We start from the raw sequence: 25,746 nt of genomic DNA on the forward strand, positions 1-25,746 counted from the left end.
TCCGAAGATTGCAGTGGCCGACGGCCGCGGTGGTCAGGTGAGTAAATCTTGTAGCCGCAGGGATTTCCCGGTATCGAGATAGGCGATCTGGGCGAGGAACACCTGCGCGGTGTTCAGTGCGTCGGAGAGCGCATTGTGCGCGGTCATTTGCGGCAGGTTATAGCTCTGGGCCAGCGCATGGAGACGAAGATCAGAGGGTCGGTAGGCCTGCTGGCGGCGTTCCAGGCTGCGTCTGGCAAGAGCCTCGGTGTCCACCACGCGCACAAGAGGCTCATCGCCAAAAAAATCGCGACAGGCGGCGGCGAGAAAGCCACGCTCAATGCGCGCATGATGGGCCACCAAAACCCGGCCGCCGAGAACGCGCAAAAAGTCGGTAAGCACCTCTTTAAGGGGTTCGCCGCGCGCGGCCTGATCATCGGTGATCTGATGAATCACCGCGCTTTCGGCTGAAATAGCCTGATCGACTTTAATCATTCGGTGCTGGGCTCCATCCAGGCGAATGCGATTACCATCGATCGGCACCCAGCCAAAGCTGAGAATCTGGTCTTTGACGGGATACAAGCCGGTTGTCTCGAAATCGAGCGCCACATAATCAGTATCGCGATATTCTTGCCTAGCACGCGGGAGTGGCTGCGCATAACAATCGCGCAGCGCCCCGAAGGGCAGGTTGTAAATGGTCCAGCGGCGGCGGGCTTCGAGCAGGACGTCGTTGTTCATGGGAATCTGGGGCAGCCGTCTTGTTGGCGGTTCCTGAATGGTGACAGCGCGGTTTCAATAGACCAGGCAACGGGAATCAGCGCGCGCCCTGGACGGCTGCTCGATTCTCCGACTTGGTCAATCCCCTGCGCATTAGGCGAAGCGTCCGGCCTGATAGCGCTGGCCGAGGGTTTCTTGCAGCGAGGCAATCAGGGTAAAGGCATCCTTCATGTGACCGCGCTCAAGCGCCGAGAGGCTATCCGGCGAGAGAAAATTATCCGCATCTACACCCGCACGGAGCTGATTGGCCTGATGGCGCACGCGCAGGGTGCCAATAAACTCGAGTGCATCAATGAGGTTAGCCGCGCCGTCGCGACTTAGCGCGGCACTGCCGGCGACCATCTGCAAACGCTCAAGGCTGTTAACATCAGGAATACCGGCTGAGAGCGCATGCACCCGAGCCATGTCGATAATGGGGACGGTGCCGCGCAGCTTGAGGTCGAATGTTTGGTCGTGATCACCGCCGCGGATCAACACAAAATTGCGGAAAAAACCCAGTGGCGGCCGGTGTTTGATGGCATTGGCCGCCATGTGTGCGATAAAAATCCTGTTTTCACTGGTTTTGCGCAGAACCTCACGCTGCAAGGTCGAGAACAAGTGTTCCGGGTCATGCAGGGCGCGCAGATCAAAAAAGACGCTCGCATTGAGCAAGGCCTGAGGTTGCGGTCGTTCAATCCAGTCAGAAAAATAATGTCGCCAGGCGGCAAGTGGCTGTCGCCATTTCGAATTGGAGGCCATCACATCGCCAGGGCAATGCACAAAGCCGCAGTCGTTCAGTCCGTTGGTGACCAGGGTGGCAAGAGACTGAAAATACCTATCCTGCTCCGGCGTGGGCGCCTCGGCGAGCAGCAGCGCATTGTCCTGATCGGAGTGTACGGATTGCTCGCGCCTGGCCTGTGAGCCACCTACCATCCAGCAGTAGGGCATTGGCGGAGGACCGAGTTCGCGCTCGGCCAATTCAAGCAACCGCTGGTTGATCGCGTCCGTGACCGCGGTAATCGCTTGGCCGACCTGATCGCCAGTCGCGCCGGAGGCCACCAGATGAATCTGTAATTCCGAAATTTTTTGCGCGGTGACAACCAGGGTTTTGAGATCTTCAGCCTTATGGATGTCGCCAACCAGATAAACGGCATTGGCACTCTGAAAGCGCACCAGATCAGAGGTTGAAATCACGCCGACCACCTGACCGTCGCGCAATACCGGCAGATGATGCACATTCAGCCGCGACATGGTGATGAGCGTCTGAAAACCCAGGGTATCCGCCGTTGTGGTGTGCAATCGTTGGGTCATGATTTCGCTGACCGGGCGTTGCGGCGATAGCCCGGCGGCCAGGCAGCGATCTCGCAAATCCCGCACCGTCAGCAGGCCCCGCAGTTGGTGATCCTCCATGATGACCAAGGAAGAACAGCGCGCCTCACTCATGATGCGCGCGGCCTGCTCGATGCTGGTGTCGGGCGTCGTGCTTACCAGATGCTCGCCGATCAGGTCTCGCACACGCACAGTCATCAGGCTGGTGCTTGAGAGGTTGCCGCGTTCCTTGACCAAGTCGATGGCGTTACGCAAACGCTCGGAAACCGACTGGTCGAAATGGGCCGCGAAGTCCGAATGTTCAGCACGCAGTCGGCCAAGCAGTTCGCACGGCAGCAGATAGATCAACGAATCTTCAGAAACAGTGCCGATGATGTTGCGCTGAACCCGCCGGTCATTGCAGGCGCTTGGTGCAGTGTCGCCCTCGGCCAGTTTGCCGATGAGATCGCCACCACGCTCACGCAGTTCAATGGCGCCGCGGCGCAGAATATAGAGCGCGGGGGTTGATTCGTCTTCGGGCGGAAAGCTTGAGCCACGCCGCAGATAGCGCACTGTCAGGCTTTTGGGCAATGCGGTGAGCGTCTCTTCCGGCAGGGCGTCAAAAGGGGGATGACTGGCCAGAAAATCGCGGATTTCAATCAGCTCAATGTCCATGGGCGCTCCGGCGAACGACGGCGGTCAAGAGCGCTCATCATGCGTCGCCGCGCGCTCCGCGTCCAGGGGCTTTGTGTGGCTGGTCGATTGTTGATTGATTTGCAGCAAAAAAAACCCCGCACCAGGGTGCGGGGCCAAGGTTAGGGTTTAGAAGGATGCCAGAGATTAATGATCAGTGATTAGTGATCAATGATCCAGGGCCGCGCTAATGTGCGGAGCCGCTCCCGCGCCACGTGGCACGCGGACATCCTCGACCAGGGTCTGGATGTGCTCCGGCGGCGCCACCGTCAGACGCGAGACAATCAGCGCCACGGCGAAGTTCACAATGGCTCCGACGGCACCGAAGGCGTTCGGCGAGATACCGAAGAACCAATTTTCCTTCATGCCCATCATGAACTCAGTGCCGGGGATGAACAGAATTCCCTCGTGCTGGAACACATATAGCATGGTGACCGTGATGCCTGCCACCATGCCCCAGATGGCGCCGGTGTTGTTCATGCGCTTGTCGAAAATGCCGAGCATCAGTGCCGGGAAGATGGACGAAGCCGCCAGACCAAAGGCGATGGCCACGGTTGCCGCCGCGAAACCGGGTGGATTCAAGCCCAGCAAGCCGGCCACGACGATAGCGCCGGCCATGGCGACGCGGCTGGCATTCAATTCGGCCTTTTCTGAAATGTCGGGTTTGAACACGCCTTTCAGCAGGTCATGGGAGATGGCCGAGGAAATGGCCAGCAGCAAACCAGCGGCGGTGGAGAGGGCCGCCGCGAGACCGCCGGCCACCACGAGGGCGATGACCCAGTTCGGCAGTCCGGCGATTTCTGGATTGGCCAGCACCATGATATCGATGTCGACCGTGACCATTTCGTTGCCTTCCCAGCCATAGTCTTTCGCGGTGTCGGCAAAGTCGGCGTTCTTGTCGTTGTAGTACTGAATGCGGCCATCCTCGTTTAAGTCCTCGAATTCAAGGAGACCAGTGGTTTCCCACTTCTTAAACCAGTCCGGGCGATCTTCATACAGCAGATTGCCGGTTTCCGAGCCAACCGGACCGACCTGAATGGTGTCCATCAGGTTCAGGCGAGCCATGGCGCCAACCGCGGGCGCGGTGGTGTAGAGGATGGCGATGAAGACCAGTGCCCAGCCGGCGGAGATGCGAGCGTCGGCGACCTTGGGGACGGTGAAGAAGCGGATGATGACGTGGGGCAGGCCAGCGGTGCCGATCATCAGCGACAGGGTATAGGCAAACATGTTCAGGGTGCTGCCCATGGTCTGAGTGGTGTACTCTTTGAAACCGAGTTCCGTCACCACTTGATCGAGCTTGGCAAGCAGGGAGATGCCGGAGGCGACGCCGTCGCGAACGTATTCGCTACCCAGACCAAGCTGCGGCAGCGGATTGCCGGTGAGGTTCAGTGAGATAAAAATCGCCGGAATGGTGTAGGCGATGATCAGCACGCAGTACTGGGCGATCTGGGTGTAGGTGATGCCCTTCATACCGCCGAGTACGGCGTAGACAAACACTATGCCCATGCCGATGTAGAGACCCATGTCGTAGCTGGTCTCGAGGAAGCGCGAGAAGGCCACGCCGATGCCTTTCATCTGACCGATAACATAGGTGACCGATGCCAGGATCAGACAGACCACCGCCACGATGCGCGCGGCTTGCGAGTAGTAGCGATCACCGATGAACTCAGGCACGGTGAATTTGCCAAACTTGCGCAAGTAGGGCGCGAGCAGCAGGGCCAGCAGCACATAGCCGCCGGTCCAGCCCATCAGGAACACCGAGGCACCATAGCCGTTGAAGGCGATCATGCCCGCCATGGAGATGAAAGACGCCGCTGACATCCAGTCCGCTGCCGTGGCCATGCCGTTGGCCACTGGATGAATGCCCTTGCCGGCGACATAGAACTCACTGGTACTGGCCGCGCGGGCCCAGATGGCAATGCCGATGTAGAGCGCGAAGGTCGCGCCGACGACCGCGTAGGTCCAAATTGAAAGATTATCCATGTATGCTTCCCCTTATTGCTCGTCGACGCCAAATTGTTTGTCGAGTTTGTTCATCCGATTGGCATAGACGAAAATCAGCACCATGAAGACGTAGATGGAACCCTGCTGGGCAAACCAGAAACCAAGTGGATAACCGCCGAGACTGACGGCGTTGAGCGCTGGCGCGAGAAGAATGCCGAATCCGAAGGACACGATGAACCAGATTACTAGCAGAATCGCGAGTAATTTGAGGTTCGCTGTCCAATAGTCAGCACGATTTTCAGGTGTCACCTTGAAGTCCCTCCCTCTTGTGTGAGGCTTGCGAAAAGGGGGTGAGGTGATCGAACAGACACCGCGGGCGGAGGCTTTGGTCGATCCAGGTAAGACCGAGCAGCGTATTGCCTGTCTCACCAAATAATCCCCCAGGCTATGACTCAGGCATTGCATTTGGAGGACATTTCTTGACCGCGGAGACAATCAAGCTGCGTCGATCAGGCAGATACCCCCTCAGGTTTTTGTGGAGTGAATAGAGCTCTATTATCGCTGGCGGTCTCTGCCCAAGACGCGCTGGCGGTGCGGCATTCTCTGGTCTTACCCCAGTTCCTGTCAATGCCGCGCGAAATCCGTGGTCTTAGCTTTGTATCCAGCCCAATTGGTCCACACATGCCTGTTACGTTGCAAGAACTTCGATTGCGTGTGTGATCAAGGGGTTGCCTCAAGATCTGAATCCGCCGTGCGCGGTTGCCCTGACTCGCGCTTTGCCTTAACTTGCTGCGCTGCTGGAGATAAGGATTTGGCAGTATCGGGCCGGAAATGAGCAAACTGGGGCGCGCGCGGGAGTATCATCTGTGAAAGCGCACTACTAGCCACCACCCAATATCATGCCTCTCCCTCATCCTTTAATAGGGAATGTCCTTTTGAACGCTCTCCATATCAACCTAACACGACCCGTTACTATCAAGAGCTTATGAAGTATCTGAGTACCAGAGGCGGCGTGGAGCCTGTTGGCTTTGCCGAGGCCGTCATGATGGGGCTGGCCACTGACGGCGGACTACTGGTGCCCGAGTCGCTGCCGCGGGTCAGTGCCGAGCAGTTGCAGGCCTGGTCCAGACTGGGTTTTCAGGATCTGGCCTGCGCGGTCATGCAGCCTTTCGTGGGCGAGGATCTATCGGCTGCCGAGCTGAAGGATCTGGTGGCTCGCTCCTATGCGAATTTCGACCACCCCGAGATCACCCCCTTGGCCCAGGCCGGTGAGCGGCGGATCCTGGAGCTGTTTCACGGCCCCACGGCGGCGTTCAAGGACGTGGCCTTGCAACTCTTGGGGAATTTGTTCGAGCATTTTCTTGCTCGCGGCGGCGAGCGACTCAATATCATCGGCGCCACCTCGGGTGACACTGGATCAGCGGCCATCGCCGGCGTTCGCGGCAAGCCTCGCATCCAGATATTTATTCTGCATCCCAAGGGGCGGGTCTCACCGGTGCAGGAGCGTCAGATGACCACGGTGCTGGATGACAACGTCCATAACCTGGCGGTCAAGGGGACTTTCGACGACGCCCAGCGCATCGTCAAGGCTCTGTTCAGCGATCTGGATTTCAAAAGGCGTTATCGGCTGGGAGCCGTGAATTCCATTAACTGGGCGCGCATTCTGGCACAGACGGTTTATTATTTTTATGCTTGGGGACAGCTAAGTGCAGGAGATATCAGCAGGCGCGTCAGCTTTTCGGTCCCAACTGGAAACTTTGGGGACGTCTTCGCGGGTTATTTGGCGAAACGCATGGGTTTACCCATTGAGCGACTGATTCTTGCGACCAATCGTAATGATATCCTCACGCGCTTTGTGCACCATGGACTCTATTCTCTCACGCAAGTACATCATACGCTGAGCCCGGCGATGGATATTCAAGTCGCCTCGAACTTTGAGCGCTATCTCTACTATTTACTAGATCAGGACGCCGACGCGGTCAGCAACCGGGTTGCCGCGATGCAACGCGACGGTCGCATTGAATTCAGCAAAACCGAACATCGCCGCGCGGCCGAAGACTTTGCCGCCAACGCCGTGAGCGATGCCGATACTCTCGAGCAGATGCGCGAGACCTATCGCGAGACCGGCTATCTTCTTTGTCCGCATACCGCCGTCGGCGTGCGGGCAGCCGCGGCCTGGCCCGACGCGGTTTGTCTCGCGACCGCGCACCCCGCGAAGTTTAACGAGGCGGTGCAAGAAGCTATTGGCATGGATGCACCAGCGCCTGCCTGTCTGCAAGGCCTGCTGGAAAAAGAGGAGCGCTGCGAGGAGGTCGCCGCCGACCTGAACGCGGTCCGAGATCAGCTGAAAGCAACTCTGGAGACAACCCAGTGAGCGTGGTTCCAGACGAGTCGCCCGCCATGCAGGGTCGCACCATCCAGATTCTCGACACCACTTTGCGCGACGGGGAGCAAACGCAGGGCGTGTCCTTTTCCCGCGATGAAAAGACCAATATCGCCAAAGTGCTGCTTGAGCAGGTGCGGGTCGACCGCATCGAGGTTGCCTCGGCGCGCGTCTCCGAAGGCGAGCAGCAGGCCGTGGTGGCCATGATCGATTGGGCGCGCGAGAAAGGGCTCGATCAGCGTATCGAGGTGCTGGGCTTTGTTGATCGCGGCCAGAGTGTCGAGTGGATTCGCGCCGCAGGAGGCTCTGTCATCAATCTGCTCGCCAAAGGCAGCGAAAAGCATTGCCAGACCCAGCTCGGCAAAACGCTAAAAGAGCATGCCGCCGACGTGCTCGCAACCCTTGAGATCGCAACGAGCCGGGGGCTTAGCGTCAATCTCTATCTGGAGGACTGGTCCAACGGCTATGCCGACAATCCAGACTATGTCTTTGAATTGATGAGGCTATTACAGGGCGCACCCATCGGTCATGTGATGTTGCCGGATACCCTTGGAGTGATGACGCCGGCGCGCGTATACGCCGCCATGCGCGATATGATCCAAGGTTTTCCCGACTGCCGGTTCGACTTTCATCCGCATAATGACTACGGGTTGGCGACGGCAAATGTGCTCGCCGCCGCCCGGGCCGGCGCGGCAGCGGTCCACTGCACCATGAATTGCCTGGGAGAACGAGCCGGCAATGCCTCGCTGGCCGAGGTGGTGGTCAACCTGCGCGACCAACTCGGGATGGAACTCGGCATCGACGAGACTCACCTCGTGCGCGCCAGCGAGTTGGTGCAATATTTCTCCGGCAAGCGGATCGCCGACAACGCCCCTATCATCGGCAGCGATGTTTTCACCCAAACCGCTGGCATTCATGCCGATGGCGATAACAAGGGTCGGCTGTACCACACCAAGCTGTCGCCAGAGCGCTTCAGCCGCCGGCGCACCTACGCGCTCGGCAAGCTCAGCGGAAAAGCGTCGCTGATCAAGAACCTGGAACGCCTTGATATTACGCTATCGGAAGAGAATCAACGCAAGGTTCTCAAGCGCATTATCGAGTTGGGGGATTCAAAAAAATCCATCACGGCGGAGGACCTGCCCTTCATCATCGCCGAGGTGCTCGAAAGTCGCGATTATGATCATGCCGAGCTACTGGCCTGCAACGTGTCTAGTAGCTTGGGACTTGAGTCGACCGCCAGCATCAAAATTTGCGTGGATGGCGACCAGCTCACGGCCACGGGCAGCGGCAATGGTGGCTTCGATGCGTTCACCAATGCTCTGTCAGGTATCGTCAAGCGTCTGGGCCTGAAGCTGCCAACACTCATCGATTACGAAGTGCGCATTCCCAAAGGCGGACGCACCGATGCGCTGACGGAATGCACCATCAGTTGGTCGGACAACGGGCGTGAGTTCAAAACCCGCGGGGTCCATGCAAATCAGGTCTTCGCCGCGATTGGCGCGACCATGCGCATGCTGAATCTGGTCTTGCATTGGTCGCATCAACAAAATGAAGCATCGGGTCACGCGGCCTGATGCAAGTTCGCGGCGCCAGTTTCCAACAATCGAAGGAGCCGCCTGGCCATGAATCTGGAAAAAGTAGTCTTCGGGTTTTTTATTTTCCTTGCCTTGACGCTTAATTTTGGTTTTTTTGTCGGGGAAATCGATAATCTCGAGCATCACCACCTGCGCGAATTCGTGATCTTGTTTATCGTTAACGCCGTGGCCTTGATCATGAAACTTGGTGATCGCAGCCAGGTGGACGCCATGCTACTGGCGACCGGACTGGTCGCCATGCTGCAGCTGGTAGGCGCGGCCCTGATATGGATTCTGGCGGCCCATGTGTGGGAGTCAGGCATGACGCCCGGCGTGATGGCCAGCATCGTCTCTCTTGCTGGTGGGGCCATGGTGGCCAATGTGATTTCCGTGGTGTTGCTGGTGGCGGAAACCGTGATGCTGCGGCGTTGAACCGAGTTGTTGTCCCCTTCGCCCGGCCGATTGGCTGATTGGGCTTGCGGCTTGACGGCTCGATGTTCTAAGCCCCGCCTTGTGACCAGGGAATGATCGATAACATCTATTTTCTGATATTGCGCCGCATGCGCAAACCGCTGCTCGCCCTGGTGGTGGTCTATAGCATTGCTGTCTTCGGACTGGTGCTTGTTCCCGGGCAGGACTCAGATGGCAATGTGTGGCACATGGGATTCTTCCATGCCTTTTATTTTGTCAGCTACATGGCCACCACCATTGGCTTTGGCGAACTGCCGCACGAGTTTAGCGACGCGCAACGGTTGTGGACGATCTTTTGCATCTACGCCACTGTCACCGTGTGGCTCTACTCCGTAGGGTCACTGATCGCGCTCTTGCAGGACGAGAATTTGCAACGCGCGCTGGCGGAAGGGCGTTTCGCCGGCGGTGTCAAGCGGATCACCACGCCTTTTTTTCTGATCGTGGGCTACGGTCAGACCGGGCGTGACCTAGTCCGGGCATTGACCAGCGAAGGTCGCCGAGCCGTGGTGATCGATTCCGATCTCGAGCGCTTAAACGGGCTCCAGCTGGAAAAGTTGCGCGAGTTTGTCCCTTCCCTGCAAGCGGATGCGCAGTGTCCAGATGTACTCTTGAGTGGCGGCCTGCGCCATCCCATGTGTCAAGCGGTACTTGCATTGACATCCTCCAACGAGGTCAATCTGAAAGTCGCGCTGGCTGCAAAATTGCTGCATCCCGAGGTAACCGTCATTTGCCGGTCGGATTCGAACGACGTTTCCGCCAATATGTTGTCGTTTGATACCAACTATGTCCTCAATCCCTTCGAGATCTTCGCGCGCTATCTGCGCATGGCGTTGTCCGCCCATTGCCATGCCATTCTTAACGACTGGCTTGGCGCCCTGCGCGACGCCCAACTGGGCGAACCGCGCAAGCCACCCATTCACGGGCGCTGGATACTGTGCGGCTTCGGGCGTTTTGGCAAAGCGGTCTATCGGGAGCTCAGCGGGCTCGCGTGCGAGCTCATGGTCATAGAACAGAGCCCTGAGCACACTGGCACGCCACCGACGGCGTGGATGCACGGTCGGGGTACCGAGGCCGCTACCCTTGAACAGGCCGGCATACGCGAGGCGGTTGGCCTGATTGCCGGCACGGATAACGATGCGAATAATCTTTCCATCGTCATGACCGCGCGGGCACTCAATCCGGAACTCTTTGTGGTGGTGCGGGAAAACAACCTGGTCAATGAAGACTTGTTTAGCGCGGTCAAAGCGGATACTCGCATGCATCCAAGCCTGATCGTGGCCAATCGGATCCGGACTCTGCTCAAATCGCCACTCTTGAGTCGTTTTTTTGACCTGGTCCAGGATTGCGATGAGGCCTGGGCCTGTACGCTGGTCAGTCGCGTGGCGGCCACCATGCAGGAGAGCGCGCCTGAAGTCTGGGAGTTCGGTTTCGACCGCAAGGATGCGCCAGCGCTGCTTGAAGCAGCTGATCTTGGCTTCGACATCCGGCTGAGTGATCTGCTCAAGGATCCGGGTGAGCCGGACACGAATCTGTCGGCGATCATACTGCTTCATCAAGGTGGTAGCAAAGATCAGCTGTTGCCTGAGCCTGATATGCTGTTGCAAGCAGGCGACCGCCTGCTGTGCTGCGGTAATGGTCGAGCGCGCTCGCGTATGCGTTGGAATCTGGTAGATATCGACGTGCTGAGCACAACTCTTGGCCAACCGCAGCAGCGCGGATGGGTTTGGCAGCGATTGCAGCCACACTTGCCCGCGCGCTGGCGAACCTGACCGCAGCCCCGTGCCCCGGAACCTGAGCTGATGGAGACCACCCTATGACTGCGCTAATCAATCGGCTAACAGGCGATCACCGTCGTTTTGGGCGCATTATGATTCTGCTTGAGAACTCGGTTGCGCGGTTTCATGGCGGTGATGAGCCCGACTATGAATTGCTGTGCGAGTTGCTGGAATATGTTGTGGACTATGCTGATCAAGTCCATCACCCGAGTGAGGAGCAGATCTTCGCCGCCATGCGCGGCACACTCGAACAAAATAACGCACTACCCGGGATTGATCCCGCGGCTTTAGTCCAGGCTATCGCGGAATTGAGCGACCAGCATCGTCAGCTTGAAGCCATGAACCGCGCCTTTCGCGATGCCATTGAAGGCATAGTGCATGAGGAAGTGCTGTCACGCGATGCAGTGGCGGAACAAGGATTCGCGGCCATTGCCCTGATGCGCAGGCATATCGATGCAGAGGAAAGACAAGTGTTTCCGGCTGCTTGTGCCTTGCTCTCGGCGGCCGACTGGGCGCAACTCGAGCAACAGGCACCGAGTGCCGCCGATCCAGTGTTCGGCCAGCTTGACCCGCTGCGCTTCCGCACCTTGTATGATTACCTGAAAGACGAGTTCGATACCGAGGACGCCGAATGAAATACAAGAACGTAGTCGATTTTCAGCACGATATGCCGGAAAAGCTCGGTGTATTGATGCTGAACCTTGGCACCCCGGACGCTCCCACGCCAAATGCCGTGCGCCGCTATCTGGCCGAGTTCTTGAATGACCCGCGTGTGGTCGAGGTTCCACGCCCGCTATGGTGGTTTATTCTGCATGGCGTCATTCTGCGCGTGCGTCCGGCTCGATCCGCGCGTGCCTATCAAGCGGTATGGACAGATCGCGGCTCGCCACTGCTCGATATCGCGCAGCGACAGGCTGCTGGCTTGCAGGAACGCCTGAGCGCAAGAATTGGCGCGAAAGTGCGCGTGGAACTTGGCATGCGTTATGGCAATCCGTCAGTCTCACAGGCACTGGACCGGCTCAAAGCGGACTCAGTCCGCCGTCTGCTGGTGTTGCCCCTTTATCCCCAATACTCCGGCACGACCACCGCGTCCAGCTTTGATGCCGTGACCGAAGAACTTAGCACCTGGCGTTGGCTCCCTGAAATCCGCTTTGTCAACCACTACCACGACGAGCCAGCTTACATCGACGCCCTGGCCGACAGCATCCGACGCGCCTGGGCGGAACAAAGCGAGCCCGAGCGTCTGCTGTTTTCCTTCCACGGCATCCCCAAGCGCTACTTCACCGCAGGCGACCCCTATCACTGCCATTGCCACAAAACCGCACGCATGGTCGCCGAACAACTCGAACTGCACGAAGACCGCTGGTTGGTGTCCTTCCAGTCCCGTGTCGGACGTGATGAATGGCTCCAACCCTACACCGATGAAACTCTGAAACTATGGGGCAGTGACGGCGTCAAGAGCGTGCAGGTGATCGCCCCCGGGTTCTCCGCTGATTGCCTGGAAACCCTGGAAGAAATCGATGTTGAAAACCGCCGTTATTTCATCGAAGCTGGCGGGGAGAGCTATTACTATATCCCTTGCCTCAACGACACCCCCGACCATCTCGATATGCTGGCGGCGTTGGTCACCCGCCATACCTGCGGCTGGCCGGAGATGCAAGCCAGCGGCGGGGCCTGTCCGCATTTGGTGAACATGGCCGCGGCTGGCTAGTGCATGAGGTTGCAAACCCTTTGAGAAAATTTAACCCAACGCCTTAATATGGCCTGGGAGTCCGATGATATTTGCCTTTCTTCTTGTTGCATTGCTTCTTGTGGTGGCCTTTGTCTCTCCATTTCCGTACCTTCGCACCTACGCATTACTGTGGAAGTATGTATTGATCGTAAGACAACCAGGGATTGGGATCCGCGCTCGACTGCGTCAAGCCATCTTTCTGCTGCGCAATGGCGCATTGATACCACTCTGGACATGTCTTTGGTATCTCGATGAACTGCTGTTTCCGAATTACCGGAAACAGCCAGTTCAACCCGTCTTTATTATCGGCGAGCCACGCTGTGGCACAACGCTGTTACACCGCACACTGGCGGCAGATCAAAGGAACTTTTTTGCGATCCGCCATTTCGAATGGAGATATCCATTTATTTCTGTACAAAAGCTTGCCCGGGCACTCAAATTGGAGTCGATGCTTGAAACAACGAGCTACTGGCCAAATTCCGAAACTGGTCGCATTGCGATGCGAATGCATCCAAATATGCTTTATGACTACGAAGAGGACGGCGTCTTTTTTGAAGAAAGGTTCATGCACCATCTTTTTGTCTTTCTCAGATTTCCTTTTCCCGGACTCCTTCCAGTGCTTGAATCATTTCCAGAATTACCTGAGTCTCGACGACGCCAGATGCTTGTGACCCATCGCAAGGTGATCCAGAAAGTCGCTTTCCTCTCTCAGTCTGATTCCAGGCTCTACCTTTCAAAAGAAGTCACCAGCCATCACAAAATTCCAATGCTCTTGTCATTCTACCCCCGTGCTCGCTTCGTTGTTCTTGTGCGGCCAGCCAGCGAACTCATCGATTCGCTTTTGGCGCTGGTACGCATGTCTACCCTAGCCAAGACCAACATCGACCCTTTTGAGGTTCCCGGCTGGCGAGACGCCTTTCTGGAAAGAATGCGCATGGATTGCGACTATCTCGTGGAATTAAGCGAAAAGTTTATCGACCCGCAACGACAGGCACGTCTCACTTTTGGACACTTGACAGCCAATATTCCCGAGGCTGTTTCCCAGCTCTACAACTTTCTCGAGCTTAAACTAGAAAAGCCCTTCGCTGCTCATCTGCGTAAACAAGAAGCGCAACAAAACGCACGCGATCGGGGATACGATTATCAACATGTCACTGTTCCAGGCTTTACCCTCTACGACCGCTTCGTTTGCAAAGTTAGCGAGGCGGGCCTAGCACAAGCGCGAGGATTGCAATGCGGACCTAGCGATTCTTCACATCAAGACATTAAACAAACAGGTAGTAATGACCTCATGCTTCATTGAGGCAAGATCGAGGAAAAGACATGACTCCGATAGAGAAAGCCGATCAAACCCTTTGGCGTGTTGTCGTCAATCACGAAGAACAATACTCGATTTGGCCTGTCGATCAAACACTCCCCTTGGGTTGGACGGACATTGGCAAGCAGGGGGTCAAGTCAGAATGTCTCGAGCACATTGAGACAGTCTGGACCGACTTACGTCCATTAAGCCTTCGCCTGCAATTACAACAATATTAATCACCGAATAAGTCATCACCTAAGAGACGACCACCAAAGTACTTGGCACAATTGGCTCAACATCGGCAATATTTCTCGCCAAGGCTGCGACTTTATACAGGATTAATACGAATGGCTAATTGGAATGTCCGAATCAAAGACGCTGGGACAGAAATTGCTCAAACGCTTACCTCTCAATCCTCAGGCGAGTCAAGTCCACCCGCGGCTAAGCGAAGGGGGCAGCACCATCCAGTGAAGACCTCCTTGGATGAAGCGGCACAGTTGATCGATGACAATCGCCTTGATGATGCGCTTGCAGCCTATGAAGCAATTCTTGAAAAACATCCTGATATCGCCATGGCATATGTAGGAATCGGAAATATTCACGCCAAGCGCGGGCAAGACGACGAAGCCTTGGAGTACTATGAAGGCGCATTGCATCTGCGCCAGGATTTTATCCCGGCTCTTTTGCAATCCGGTTACGCTCATGCGCGTCAAGGCGCCGATGAAAAAGCCTTATCGAAATTCAAGGACGTACTCAATTTCAACCCCTCGGTGATCATGGCATGGCTAAGTATTGCTCGGATCCATGCCAAGCAAGGGGAATTTCAGCAAGCGATTGACCATCTACAACAGGCACTGAGCTTTAATCCGCAATTCGAGGCGGCTCGGCTAGCATTGGCGGGTATTTATCAAAAGCAAGGGGATGCGCAAGCAGCTTTGACCGAAATCGAGAAGGTTGAACGAGCCAAACCAGAGTCTTTTCAAAGCCTCCTGCGGCTAGCTGCCTTGTTGTTTGAACTAAAGCATTACCAACGCGCCATCAATGCTTGCAATCAGGCGATCACGCTCGCGCCCGAACGGGCCGATGCGCATCAGCTTCTCGGTCGCTGCCATCTTGCCTTAGGTGAACACGACAGCGCCCTGGCTGCTTTCCTGACTTCTGAGCGACTCGACCCCGAGCGCGTTGCAGCCAGCTTCGGCATCGTGGAGGTCAATATTGCAACACGCGATTTCGAGGAAGCCAGACGGCGACTCATCACCTTGACCAAGGGCGTGAAAAAGCTCGGCATGGCCCATCGAATGCTTGGCGAGCTCCTGATGCGCGAAGAGTCCTGGGCGGATGCCGTGGCTGAATTTCGAGCGGCCGTTCTTCATAGTACATGGTTGGTAGAAAAACAACCTGAACTGGGGCAAATCCCACCTGACCCCACCAATCCACGAACCGAAGCGGAATGTTACGCAGATCTTTTTTCAAAGTTCTCTCCTTTTCGTGATTTCTCACCCGAAACCATCAATGATGATTCCGCGGATTCTCCACCGAATATGATTGGCGGCAGATAGGGGAGTATCGCTTAAAGTGGGAAATGACACTGAATGCAAGCCGACGAGATGAATATACGCGCACCAGATCCTTTCAATTTTTTTACAGTTTTAGTCATGCAACCTGAGATTTTAACTTAATTAACTTTTTAAAGGGAGGCAACATGTCTGGGCCGGAACAACGCAATTATGAACGCATGAAAGACACCTATGCGTGCCCGTGCGATGAATCAAGAATGTATGACCGTTTTCTCAATCCCGTGAAGGCAGAGGGAATGTGGGTATGGTTTGAGGGTGATTCCGAACCATACCTTGATTTGGTTTTGAATTATTGCTCGGTGAATTTTGGTCACTGCTATCCACCGATCCTGAAGATTGTTCAAGAAGCTGTAAAAGAAGTCGATCAAATACACTCATTTCACTCGCAAGACAAGCTCGAGTTAAGCGAAATTCTTGCCTCGAAAGTCGGCGGAAATAAAAAAGCCTATCAAGTTTATTTCAATATCGGCGGTTCAGCCGCGGTCTCGGATGCACTGCGATTGTGTCGTTTCGCGAGTGGAAAACGTTTCATCATCGCCTTCGAGGGTGCCTTTCACGGTGTGAGTGAAGCGGCTGCGTCAGTTGCGGATAAACGATTGATCGCGCGGGAGCAGTATGGTGTACCAATATCGGATTTCACCTTATCCGTATCCTTCCCGAGTCAACATAATGATGTGTCTGTCGAGGATACTCTATCAAAGATAGAGCAGTTATTCGCCGAGTACGATGTTGCTGGGGTCATCATCGAGCCAATACAAGGTGCGGGCGGCTTTGTTATTCCTAAAGAGCAGTTTTTACCTGGGCTTAGTCAACTATGTCAGAAGCATTCAGTGAATCTTGTCGTCGATGAGATTCAGGTTGGCTTTGGTCGCGCCGGATCCTTGTTTGTGTATCAACAATACGGCGTGGAGCATCCTGATGTCGTTCTGCTATCGAAATCGATCGGTGGTGGTTATTTTCCCGTAAGCGCGGTTATTGCGCGAGCTGAATTGTTCGAGAAGGTTCCCAGTCGAGGAACGGCATTCCAGACAACCTTCAACAATAGTTCGTTTGGTCTGCGTGTAGCTAACCGACTCATGCAATATGTCGAAAAAGAACAGTTATTCGATGATGTATTAAAACGGGGTGCGGTATTTTTAGAAAAGATTCAGTTCCTGAGTCAAAGTCCTTACGTTAACAATCTGCGCGGCGTTGGCTTCGCCATCGCATTTGATCTAATAGATCCCAACTCTGGGGAACCATCGGATCTTCTCGCCAAAAAATTAATGTCCATTTGCTTGGAGGAACACGTGATCCTTTATGCCTGCGGGGTTCACTTCAACAGCATTAAAATCATTCCGCCAATTGTCATCACTGAAAGGGAGATGGATGTGATCGCGGAGCGTTTGCGCTTGTGTTTTGACAAATTTCACGCACAGATACTTTGAGCACCGATGAATCTGCTCTACATTGGGGTTTGTCGAGAACATCTGGAAAACCACTATCCCCTTTATCATCCCGGACAATTCATGGCGTCGCACTTCAGCGCTGAGGAATTGATCGCCAGAGTCAGGGATGACAACATCGATGTGCTAATGGTCGATGTGATTCATCTCGCATTTGACAGGGCTTTGCTGCGGCAGTTGAGGGGCCAGATTCGGCAGATTAATTTTCTTTATCAGTCGGTTTCCTCCCTGGTTGATCTTGAGGAGGCACATCACTGTGGCATCTTGGTGACAAAACTACCCGATGACGTCTATTGCAACGAAGTCGCGGAGTTCGTGATTGCACAACTGCTGTGTGCGTGCAAGGGAATGATCAAGTTCGACGCATCCATGCGCGGCGGAACCTGGAATCAAGCCATCACGACGAACCAAAGCTTGCGCGGAAAAACGCTTGGAGTTGTAGGTTTCGGTCACATCGGTCGGCGCATTATTCAACTCTGTTCAACTTGGGATATGCGACTCTTGGTCTCTAAACGAGATTGCTCCAACCATCCCATGACTGATAATGCGACCTGTGTCGAATTACAAGTGTTGCTAGAGGAGAGTGATTTTGTCGCTCTTGCCGTTCCTCTGACACAAGAAACGCGCGGACTGCTTAATTCCGAGAATATTGAGCGGATGAAACACAATGCGATCCTAATTAATGTCTCACGCGGTGATATTGTCGATGAGTCGGCCGTGAGCAATGCCTTGCTTACAGGTCGACTTGGCTATTATTGTGCCGACGTCTTTTCGCAAGAACCCCTTGCGCAAGGACATCCATTCCTATCAAACGAAAGTACAATTCTCTCACCCCATGTTGCGTGGTCGACGGAAGGGACTCTAAAAAAATCCTTTCACATTTGGTCAAATCAAGTGTTGCCTACCGGCAGGGATGCCAGTTAATCGTCTTGCTGGCAGTGATCCATAAAGCAGTTTGCCGTGGTCGTTACCGCGCGGTCGCTTTTTTGTAATTTTAAGGAATGCCTTAAATGACTTCCACTCATACCACCAGCGACTCCGCGGGTGATGAAATGCTCGCCTCCCAGGATACCCATGACGTTACGCCGGACAATCTAATTACAACCTACCCCCTCTCTCCGCTGCAGGAAGGGATGCTAATCCATTCTCTTGCCGAGCAGGGCGTTGGGATGTATGTCTCCCAGGGCGTGCATTTGCTTAAGCAGATCGACGCCTTGGCCTTGGAGCAGGCTTGGCAAGAGGTTGTTGATCGGCATGAAGTGCTCCGTACCTCCTTTACCTGGGAGGGTTTGGATCGACCGATACAAATTGTTCATGCCAAGGTCGCGGTTCGATTTGAAACGCGCAGCTTGGCACATCTGTCGGCTTGGGAGCAAAAGATCGAGTTGCGAGGGATTCTGCGCCAAGATCGTCAACTAGGCTACGATTTGACCAAACCACCGCTGTTCCGTTTGATGCTGATCAACAGATCAGCGGATTCGGATTTCCTTGTCTTCAGCCACCATCACCTCCTACTCGATGGTTGGTCAAATCCGATTATATTGGACGAAGTGCGCGCCTGCTATCACGCTATTTTGCGCGGAACCTCCGCGAGTTTGCCTCCACCTCGGCCTTTCCGTCAGTTTATTGGTTGGTTAAAAAGTCAATCCCTTGATAGCGAGAGACTGTTCTGGCAAGACTATCTCAAGGATTTTCGGGAAACCACGCCACTGCCCTACGATCTCGGTTCCGGGCGGCAGGCGGGTCACGCGCTGAAATCGGATGAATGGCCTCTGCAGATACAGGGCCCATTGTTTGACCAACTTAAGACTGCGGCCAAGCGCAGTCAGGTGACACTGAATACCTTGATTCAGGCCGCCTGGGTATTGCTGCTCAGCCGCTATAGCGCGCGTGAGGTTGTTGTATTTGGCTCCCTGGTCTCTGGCCGTTCGCCTGTGCTGCCAGGTATTGAGAGCATGGTTGGTATGTTTCTTAATACCTTGCCAATGCTGGTCAGAGTCGATCACGCAGCACCTCTGAGTCTGTGGCTGAAGGCTGTGCAAGACCAGCAAACCGCCCTGAGCGAACACCAGCACAGCCCGCTTGCTCAGATCCAGCGCTGGAGCGAGCTGCCTCGCGGAAGTGTTCTATTCGAGTCAGTCATCGATATCAATAACACTCATCAGCCCGAAGCCGAGGTGGGAGATGACAGCGACGATGGGGTCGTGGCCCCCATTAACCAGAGCATGCCGCTATTGCTGTTCGCAAAGCCGGCCATCAACCGTCTGGTCCTGATTCTCATCTACAATCAACGCCGCTTTACCAAGACTTGTATCGGGCAGCTCGGCGAACAGCTGGTCACACTACTGAAATCCATGTCCGATGACATCGAGAAGCCGGTTGGCGAAATCTCGATGGTTTCCAATGAGGAACGACAGCGAGCCCTGATCACCTGGAACCAGACTAAAACCCATTACCCCGCTGACAAGGCGCTGCACCAGTTATTCGAGCAGCACGCGCTAGCCCGCCCCAATGCGCCGGCCGTGCATTACCTGGGTGAGACCTACAGCTACGCCCTTTTCAACCAAAAGGCGAACCAACTCGCGCATTATCTGGGTTCCATCGGCGTTGGGCGCGGACAGCTTGTGGCATTTTGCCTTGACCGCTCATTGGATATGGTGGTCACCCTCATGGCCGTCTTGAAATCTGGCGCCGCCTATGTACCCCTCGATCCGACTTATCCCCTTGAGCGCCTGAGGTTAATGCTCGAGAGTTCAGAGCCATCCTTGCTGATCAGCCAACAGAAATGGGCACGGCAGTTCCAAGGGATGGTGGCACCTATCATCTGTTTTGACCTGGAGGCGAATACCTGGTCCGAGCGACCGCGGACAAATCCAGATCAGGCGCTGAGTGCCGAAGACCTGGCCTATGTGCTTTATACCTCCGGTTCCACCGGCATCCCAAAGGGGATCATGATTCCGCATCGGGTTCCGGTGAATCGCATGTTCATCGAGCCTTACCCCTTCACTGCGGACGAGGCTTTGTGCGCGAAAACCTCCATCTGCTTTGTCGACTCCGCATGGGAATTGTGGAGCGCCTGGAGTAATGGACTGCCGGTTACCCTGATCCCCGATGATCAAGTCAAGGATCCGGCCAAGCTGATCGAGGCGCTAGCTGACTCTGGTTCGACACGAATGGTCCTGGTGCCTTCCTTGTTGCGCTCCATGCTCGATACCGCACCCGATTTGGGGACGCGGCTGCCGCGCATGCGCCATTGGATCTGCAGTGGCGAGGCCTTGCCGGGCGATCTTTCCGCGCGTTTCGTCGCCTCAATGCCAGATGCGGTACTCACCAACCTCTATGGCGCGACCGAGATCTGGGATGTCACCCGCTGCGACACCTCCGAGGATCTGCCCTACGAGCCAATGTCGATTGGCCGCATGATGGGCAATATGCAGGGCTACGTCCTCGATGAGGCCATGCGTCCGGTCCCGGTCGGCATTGTCGGGGAGCTGTATTTTTCCGGGGTGCATGTCGCTCATGGCTATTGGAAAAGGCCTGATCTTACGGCACGGGCGTTTCTGCCCGACCCTTTCAGCCAGATCCCCGGGAGCCGCATGTACAAGACTGGCGATCTTGGGCGTTGGTTGCCGGATGGTAATTTTGAATACCTTGGACGCATTGATCAGCAAGTTCAATTGCGTGGTTTACGCATCGAGCTGGAAGAAATCGAGAGCCTGATCCGGCAACACCCGGATATTGCCCAGGCTGCCGTGGTGGTTTCAGAAGACCAACGGCTTGTCGCTTACATCGTTGCCAAAGGTGAAAGCCCGCCAACCGCCGCGGCATTACGCAAGCATGTTCGGCAGAAGCTGCCTGAACACATGACGCCCGCCTTCTACCTCCCGCTCGACAGAATCCCGCTGACTCCCAACGGCAAGACCGACCGTCGCGCCTTGCCGCAACCCAAAGCCGCGGAGATGGCGCGAATCATCGAGAAAGAAACCGTCTCGCGCGCACCAGCGACAGCGACGGAAACAACAGTGGCGGCGATTTGGGCCCGCTTTCTTGGTCTTGACGATGTCGGAGCGGAATCGGATTTCTTTCAACTCGGTGGCGAGTCGCTCATGGCCGTGCGCATTATCACCGAGCTTGGAAAGCGCTACGAGCTGTCGATTCCCTTCAGTGTACTGATGAGGGCGCGAACCGTGGCGGATATGGCGCACTGGATCGACGAGCGCCTCGCCTCTGGTATCACGGATGCTGCCTTGTCGCAGCCAGAATTAAGGCAGATCGAGCACGGAAAAAAGGCCCCCCTGTCTTATGCACAGCAACAGATGTGGCTGATCGATCAGCTCAATCCGGGCAGTCTTTCCTACACGGTTCCCGCCGTGATTCGCTTCCGCTGCGAGCTTGACCGCCCGACGCTGGATATGGCATTGACGCAGCTGATCGCGCGCCATGAGACTCTTCGCACGACCTTTTCCGCCATTGATGGCGAGCCCTTTCAGGTCATCCATGATCCTGAGTCAGTCAGGGTTCCGTTCAAGGATCTGACCGACTTACCGCATGCGCTCAGACAGGATGCACTCGACGCTCAGCTGCGAGAGCAGGTCCGCATCCCCTGGGACCTAAAGCTGGGGCCTTTGTTTCGCTATCAGCTGATCAAAAGCGACGAGAATGCCTTTACCTTGTTCGTCACCTTGCATCATATCGCCACCGATGGACGCTCCATGGCCATCCTGTCCCAGGAGATTCAGGAGCTATACTCTGCCGTCAACGACAAGCGCCCGGCCCGATTGCCGCCGCTACCGATTCAATACGCCGATTATGCTATCTGGCAGCGCGAATGGATGCGGGGAGAGCAGATCATCCCCCATATCGAGTACTGGCAGCGAACACTCGAGGATGCAAGCGTTCTTGCTCTTCCCAGTGACTATCCCCGACCCGCCGTCCACCGCTATCGCGGAGCACAAGCGAGTGTTTTCCTTGATGAGAACATCCTTCAAGGCCTGCGAGACCTCGCGCTTGAGCAAGGCGCGACCCTGTTCATGGTGCTGCTGGCCGCCTTTCAGGCACTGCTGGCCAGGCACAGCGGTCAAGAGGACATTTGCGTCGGCACGCCAACCGAGAACCGCTCTTCACCCGATATCCAGCGGCTGATTGGCTATTTCGTCAACACCATTGTCATCAGGTCCAGAGTCCAAGGGGCGCAGAGCTTTCGCGAGTTAGTCGCGCAAGCGCGTACCACCTGCCTGGATGCCTACGATCATCAGGAGGTGCCATTCGAGCGTTTGGTGGAGCGACTTGGTGTTCGGCGTGATCTTGGCCATAACCCATTATTCCAAGTGCTCTTCGTCCATCAGAAAATGGAACAGGAGCAGGGTGGAACCGCCTTCGCGCGACAATTGGCTCCGGAGCAGGAGACCGCCAACTTCGACTTGGTGCTCAATGCCCAGGAGTACGCTGATCACCTGGAATGCAAGCTGATTTTCAATGCCGATCTGTTCGCGAAAAGATCTATTGAACGCATGGGCATGCATCTGAAGCGACTCATTCGCTACGCGGTCAGCGAACCGGATCGACCGCTGTTCAATGCGCCGATGCTGCTCCCCAAGGAGCGCCACCGCATTCTGCGCGAATTCAGTCAGTCGGCAACGCACGCGCTGGAAGAACGCAGTGCCCATGAGGTCATTGCCGAGCATGGCGTGACGCGACCCAATCAAATCGCCATTCGTTTTGGCGATCAAAGCCTTAGCTACCGCGAGCTTGACCAGCGCGCCAACCAGCTAGCCCATCGCTTGCTCACGCATGGCGTGGGAGCGGAAACGATCATTGGCTGGTGTGGCGAGCGCTCTCTGGAGATCTTTATCGGTCTGCTGGGGATCATGAAGGCAGGCGCGGCCTTCCTGCCGATCGACCCAAGCCTGCCTCGGGAGCGCATCGCCTATTTGCTCGAGGATGCAGGAGTCTCTCTGGTCGTCACCCAAGGTCGCTTGGCTGACCGATTGCCACACGGCTGCCAACCTCTGCTCCTCGAACAAGAAGACATTTTCGACTCCGCAACCCCGACGACACCGCCTTCGGTCAACACGCAACCCAATCAGTTGGCCTATGTCATTTATACCTCTGGCTCCACCGGACTGCCCAAGGGAGTCATGGTTCAGCACCAGAATCTGGCCAATGTCATCCGCGCACAAATTCCGCTTTTCAAGCTCGATGAAAACAGCCAGGTTCTGCAGACACTTTCGCTAAGTTTTGATGCGGCGCTTGGCGAGATTTTTCGCACCCTCATGGCAGGCGCGACACTGCACCTGGCACACGCGGAGGCCACAATGCCGGGTCCGATGCTCATCGAAGAGCTCAAGACACGGCATATCAGTTCACTGACTCTCTCAGCCGCCGCGCTCGCGGCCTTGCCCAAGGCATCCGAACAACTGACCGAACTCAAAAGCCTCACTGTCGGCGGCGACAGCCTCGACCCACAACTTGCCAGTGACTGGCAAAGACATCGCCATCTTATGAATGGCTACGGGCCGACCGAGACCACCATCGGCGCCACCCTGGCCTGGGGCTGGGAAAGCGGCGGCAAACCCCCGTTGGGGCGGCCACTGCCCAATGTCGAGACCTACGTGCTCGACCCCTGGATGCGACATGTTCCGCTCGGAACACCGGGCGAGCTGTATATTGGTGGCGTCGGTGTTAGCCGCGGCTATCTGGGTCGCCCAGCCCAAACGGCCGCCGCCTTTGTTCCCCACCCCTTTGGCAACAAACCCGGAGAACGCCTCTATCGCACGGGAGACCTGGTCCGCTGGCTGCCAGATGGACAGCTCGACTTTCTCGGGCGCATGGATCACCAGGTCAAGATCCGCGGTTACCGCATTGAGCTTAGCGAGATTGAAGCCGCCTTGAGGCGCGATCCCAGCGTCGATCAAGCCGTGGTGGTGGTTCATCGTGGCGAGGGCGCCACTCGACTCGCGGGCTATGTGACGTCGGCCAACAGGACCAAAGCCGACATCAATGCGCTTCGTCGCCATCTAAAAAATAGCTTGCCGGACTACATGGTTCCGGCCTTTTTGATCCCCTGCGATGCCTTTCCGATGACCATTAGCGGCAAGATCGACCGCAACGCCTTGCCAGCGCCCACATCGAACGAGCTTCAATCCAGCGACACCTATGTCGCGCCCGAAACGGACCTCGAAAAGCTGATCGCCCGTATCTGGGAGGACGTGCTCGGCCTCGAAAAGGTAGGCATTCACTCAAACTACTTTGAACTTGGCGGCGATTCCATCATGAGCATTCGGGTTGTCGCGCGACTCACCGAGGCCGGGCATCCATTGTCCTTGCAGGAAATGTTCAAACACCAAACGGTGGCGGAACTCGCGGCTGCCTTGAGCGCTGGCACCGCTGCGATTGAGGCTGATCAAGGCCTGGTGAGCGGAGATGTCCCTTTAACACCAGTGCAACGCTGGTTTTTTGAGCAACGGAGCGAAGAGCCCAATTTTTTCAACCAATGGATGGTCATCCCGACACCTCCAGCACTCGAGCCAGCCAAGATGAAAGCCGCCATCCGCGCGATCAGCGCGCACCATGACGCCTTGCGCATGCGTTACCGCCGGGATGAAGCGGGACGCTGGTCACAGTTTCAGTCCACCGACCTCGACCCGGTGCCTTTCAGCGTCATTGAACTCGCGGCCCTGCCAGAACCAGAGTGGGCATCTCGGATTGATGCGGCCTTCGCGCGGCTGAACCGTTCCATCGACCTCCAACAAGGCCCCTTGTTCCAAGTCTGCTGGTTGGACGCCGGATCACAACAGGAGGGGCGGTTACTCCTCATCGTGCATCATATCGTCATGGACATTGTTTCCTGGTCACCCTTCATTGATGATCTGATGACCGCCTATCGCCAACTCTCCACCCATCAAACACCACGTTTGCCATTGAAAACCAGCTCTTTCAAGGATTGGGCGATCGCCTTGGTGGACTTTGCTGATTCGCCCGCGGCAGTCGCGGATGTCGGGTATTGGACGCGACCATTTCCTCAAGCAACCTTGCCAGTCGATGCCCCGGATGTGGATCATTCCTTATCGACAACCGCTTCAATTTTTGCTGATTTGTCGGTTGCCAGAACACAGCAACTGCTCGACCGCCTGCCAGCGATGCTCGAAACGCGCCTCAGCCATCTTATCCTTGCGGCCCTGGCCATTGGACTCAGTGAAGAGTCCAAAAATCCGCTGATTCAAATCAAGGTGGAAGGTCAAGGACGAGAACCCATTGGTACCGACTTGAACCTATCCCGTTCACTTGGTTGGTTCACAAGCTTTTATCCCGTGACCTTTTCCATCAACACATCCCAACACCTCATTGGCAAAATGAGGGCAGCCATTCAGACCATTGAGGCCGTGCCTGGTCGGGGAATCAGCTATTCCGCGCTGCGCTACCTGCGCTCGGATGACATCATCACGCGCGCCATGCGCGCCATGCCAGAGCCGCAAATCGCCTTCAACTTTACTGGACAAACGGACGCCGCTGATACCCCGGATGAAAGCGTGTCCAATGATCGGTCTTCCTGGGGGAGACTGACAGAAACCGGGAAGATTCAACTTGCCGAGTCGGATCAGGGCCCGCGACGGCATCTTATCGAGATTGGCGCTGGCATTATGCGGGGCAGGCTCAGGTTTCGCTTCGCCTATGGGGCTCGGCGCTTCCAGGAGGCGACGATTCAGGGATACTGCGATTCCGTGATCAGCGTCCTTGAACGATTGATCGACATTTCCATCTCTGAATGATAAGGCTCGCTTGCAAAAGACTATGAATACATCATGCTATC

General features: G+C 55.9%; 16 protein-coding genes. 12 read left to right on the forward strand and 4 right to left on the reverse strand.

Annotated features, from left to right (window positions below; all coding sequences use genetic code 11):
• Window positions 1-33: 33 nt before the first annotated feature.
• The 4 genes from Thiowin_RS04285 to Thiowin_RS04300 all read right to left on the reverse strand — a co-directional run bounded on the left by Thiowin_RS04285 (window position 34) and on the right by Thiowin_RS04300 (window position 4,989).
• Window positions 34-717, reverse strand: coding sequence for an exonuclease domain-containing protein (locus tag Thiowin_RS04285; protein ID WP_328986499.1), 684 nt, complete (start codon window positions 715-717; stop codon window positions 34-36).
• 132 nt (window positions 718-849) lie between these two features.
• Window positions 850-2,718: a DUF294 nucleotidyltransferase-like domain-containing protein gene (locus Thiowin_RS04290; RefSeq protein ID WP_328986500.1), complete on the reverse strand. Its 1,869-nt coding sequence runs from the start codon at window positions 2,716-2,718 to the stop codon at window positions 850-852.
• Window positions 2,719-2,904: 186 nt separating this feature from the next.
• Window positions 2,905-4,719: a sodium:solute symporter family protein gene (locus tag Thiowin_RS04295; RefSeq protein ID WP_328986501.1), complete on the reverse strand. Its 1,815-nt coding sequence runs from the start codon at window positions 4,717-4,719 to the stop codon at window positions 2,905-2,907.
• A 12-nt stretch (window positions 4,720-4,731) separates the two neighbouring features.
• A complete protein-coding gene (locus Thiowin_RS04300; protein WP_328986502.1) occupies window positions 4,732-4,989 on the reverse strand; it encodes a DUF4212 domain-containing protein in 258 nt (85 codons plus the stop codon).
• Between the two features lie 676 nt (window positions 4,990-5,665).
• On the opposite strand from Thiowin_RS04300, the gene thrC reads away from it, so the two are divergent.
• The 12 genes from thrC (at window position 5,666) to Thiowin_RS04360 (ending at window position 25,705) form a co-directional block, all read left to right on the forward strand.
• Window positions 5,666-7,054 (forward strand): threonine synthase, encoded by a 1,389-nt coding sequence (thrC, locus tag Thiowin_RS04305; RefSeq protein ID WP_328986503.1) that lies wholly within the window; start codon window positions 5,666-5,668, stop codon window positions 7,052-7,054.
• Window positions 7,055-7,080: 26 nt separating this feature from the next.
• Complete coding sequence (locus tag Thiowin_RS04310; RefSeq protein WP_328988004.1) at window positions 7,081-8,637, forward strand: alpha-isopropylmalate synthase regulatory domain-containing protein; 1,557 nt, start codon at window positions 7,081-7,083, stop codon at window positions 8,635-8,637.
• 48 nt (window positions 8,638-8,685) lie between these two features.
• On the forward strand, window positions 8,686-9,069 hold the full coding sequence (locus Thiowin_RS04315; RefSeq protein WP_328986504.1) for a DUF6394 family protein: 384 nt from the start codon (window positions 8,686-8,688) through the stop codon (window positions 9,067-9,069).
• A 92-nt stretch (window positions 9,070-9,161) separates the two neighbouring features.
• Complete coding sequence (locus Thiowin_RS04320) at window positions 9,162-10,877, forward strand: potassium channel family protein (RefSeq protein ID WP_328986505.1); 1,716 nt, start codon at window positions 9,162-9,164, stop codon at window positions 10,875-10,877.
• Between the two features lie 44 nt (window positions 10,878-10,921).
• Complete coding sequence (locus Thiowin_RS04325) at window positions 10,922-11,518, forward strand: hemerythrin domain-containing protein (RefSeq protein WP_328986506.1); 597 nt, start codon at window positions 10,922-10,924, stop codon at window positions 11,516-11,518.
• The gene (gene hemH, locus Thiowin_RS04330) at window positions 11,515-12,594 is read left to right on the forward strand and encodes a ferrochelatase (RefSeq protein WP_328986507.1); all 1,080 of its coding nucleotides are present in this window, start codon (window positions 11,515-11,517) and stop codon (window positions 12,592-12,594) included. Before Thiowin_RS04325 ends, hemH begins: the two co-directional genes overlap by 4 nt.
• Before the next feature lie 64 nt (window positions 12,595-12,658).
• On the forward strand, window positions 12,659-13,918 hold the full coding sequence (locus Thiowin_RS04335) for a sulfotransferase (protein WP_328986508.1): 1,260 nt from the start codon (window positions 12,659-12,661) through the stop codon (window positions 13,916-13,918).
• A gap of 20 nt (window positions 13,919-13,938) precedes the next feature.
• On the forward strand, window positions 13,939-14,151 hold the full coding sequence (locus tag Thiowin_RS04340; protein ID WP_328986509.1) for an MbtH family protein: 213 nt from the start codon (window positions 13,939-13,941) through the stop codon (window positions 14,149-14,151).
• 231 nt (window positions 14,152-14,382) lie between these two features.
• On the forward strand, window positions 14,383-15,474 hold the full coding sequence (locus Thiowin_RS04345; RefSeq protein ID WP_328986510.1) for a tetratricopeptide repeat protein: 1,092 nt from the start codon (window positions 14,383-14,385) through the stop codon (window positions 15,472-15,474).
• Between the two features lie 176 nt (window positions 15,475-15,650).
• Window positions 15,651-16,919, forward strand: a complete 1,269-nt coding sequence (locus Thiowin_RS04350) for an aspartate aminotransferase family protein (protein WP_328986511.1) — start codon at window positions 15,651-15,653, stop codon at window positions 16,917-16,919.
• A gap of 6 nt (window positions 16,920-16,925) precedes the next feature.
• The gene (locus Thiowin_RS04355) at window positions 16,926-17,861 is read left to right on the forward strand and encodes a 2-hydroxyacid dehydrogenase (protein WP_328986512.1); all 936 of its coding nucleotides are present in this window, start codon (window positions 16,926-16,928) and stop codon (window positions 17,859-17,861) included.
• An 86-nt stretch (window positions 17,862-17,947) separates the two neighbouring features.
• Window positions 17,948-25,705, forward strand: a complete 7,758-nt coding sequence (locus Thiowin_RS04360) for a non-ribosomal peptide synthetase (protein WP_328986513.1) — start codon at window positions 17,948-17,950, stop codon at window positions 25,703-25,705.
• The last annotated feature ends 41 nt before the right edge of the window (window positions 25,706-25,746 follow it).

Origin of the sequence: Thiorhodovibrio winogradskyi (assembly GCF_036208045.1) — a bacterium.
Lineage (GTDB): Bacteria > Pseudomonadota > Gammaproteobacteria > Chromatiales > Chromatiaceae > Thiorhodovibrio > Thiorhodovibrio winogradskyi.

Bases quoted from the DNA above. Each gene is read 5' to 3' on its own strand.
- Thiowin_RS04325 (WP_328986506.1), top strand. From the start codon at position 10,922: ATGACTGCGCTAATCAATCGGCTAACAGGCGATCACCGTCGTTTTGGG.
- Thiowin_RS04285 (WP_328986499.1), bottom strand. From the start codon at position 717: ATGAACAACGACGTCCTGCTCGAAGCCCGCCGCCGCTGGACCATTTAC.
- Thiowin_RS04315 (WP_328986504.1), top strand. From the start codon at position 8,686: ATGAATCTGGAAAAAGTAGTCTTCGGGTTTTTTATTTTCCTTGCCTTG.
- Thiowin_RS04335 (WP_328986508.1), top strand. From the start codon at position 12,659: ATGATATTTGCCTTTCTTCTTGTTGCATTGCTTCTTGTGGTGGCCTTT.
- Thiowin_RS04290 (WP_328986500.1), bottom strand. From the start codon at position 2,718: ATGGACATTGAGCTGATTGAAATCCGCGATTTTCTGGCCAGTCATCCC.
- Thiowin_RS04350 (WP_328986511.1), top strand. From the start codon at position 15,651: ATGAAAGACACCTATGCGTGCCCGTGCGATGAATCAAGAATGTATGAC.
- thrC (WP_328986503.1), top strand. From the start codon at position 5,666: ATGAAGTATCTGAGTACCAGAGGCGGCGTGGAGCCTGTTGGCTTTGCC.
- Thiowin_RS04310 (WP_328988004.1), top strand. From the start codon at position 7,081: ATGCAGGGTCGCACCATCCAGATTCTCGACACCACTTTGCGCGACGGG.
- Thiowin_RS04360 (WP_328986513.1), top strand. From the start codon at position 17,948: ATGACTTCCACTCATACCACCAGCGACTCCGCGGGTGATGAAATGCTC.
- Thiowin_RS04340 (WP_328986509.1), top strand. From the start codon at position 13,939: ATGACTCCGATAGAGAAAGCCGATCAAACCCTTTGGCGTGTTGTCGTC.
- Thiowin_RS04320 (WP_328986505.1), top strand. From the start codon at position 9,162: ATGATCGATAACATCTATTTTCTGATATTGCGCCGCATGCGCAAACCG.
- Thiowin_RS04355 (WP_328986512.1), top strand. From the start codon at position 16,926: ATGAATCTGCTCTACATTGGGGTTTGTCGAGAACATCTGGAAAACCAC.
- hemH (WP_328986507.1), top strand. From the start codon at position 11,515: ATGAAATACAAGAACGTAGTCGATTTTCAGCACGATATGCCGGAAAAG.
- Thiowin_RS04295 (WP_328986501.1), bottom strand. From the start codon at position 4,719: ATGGATAATCTTTCAATTTGGACCTACGCGGTCGTCGGCGCGACCTTC.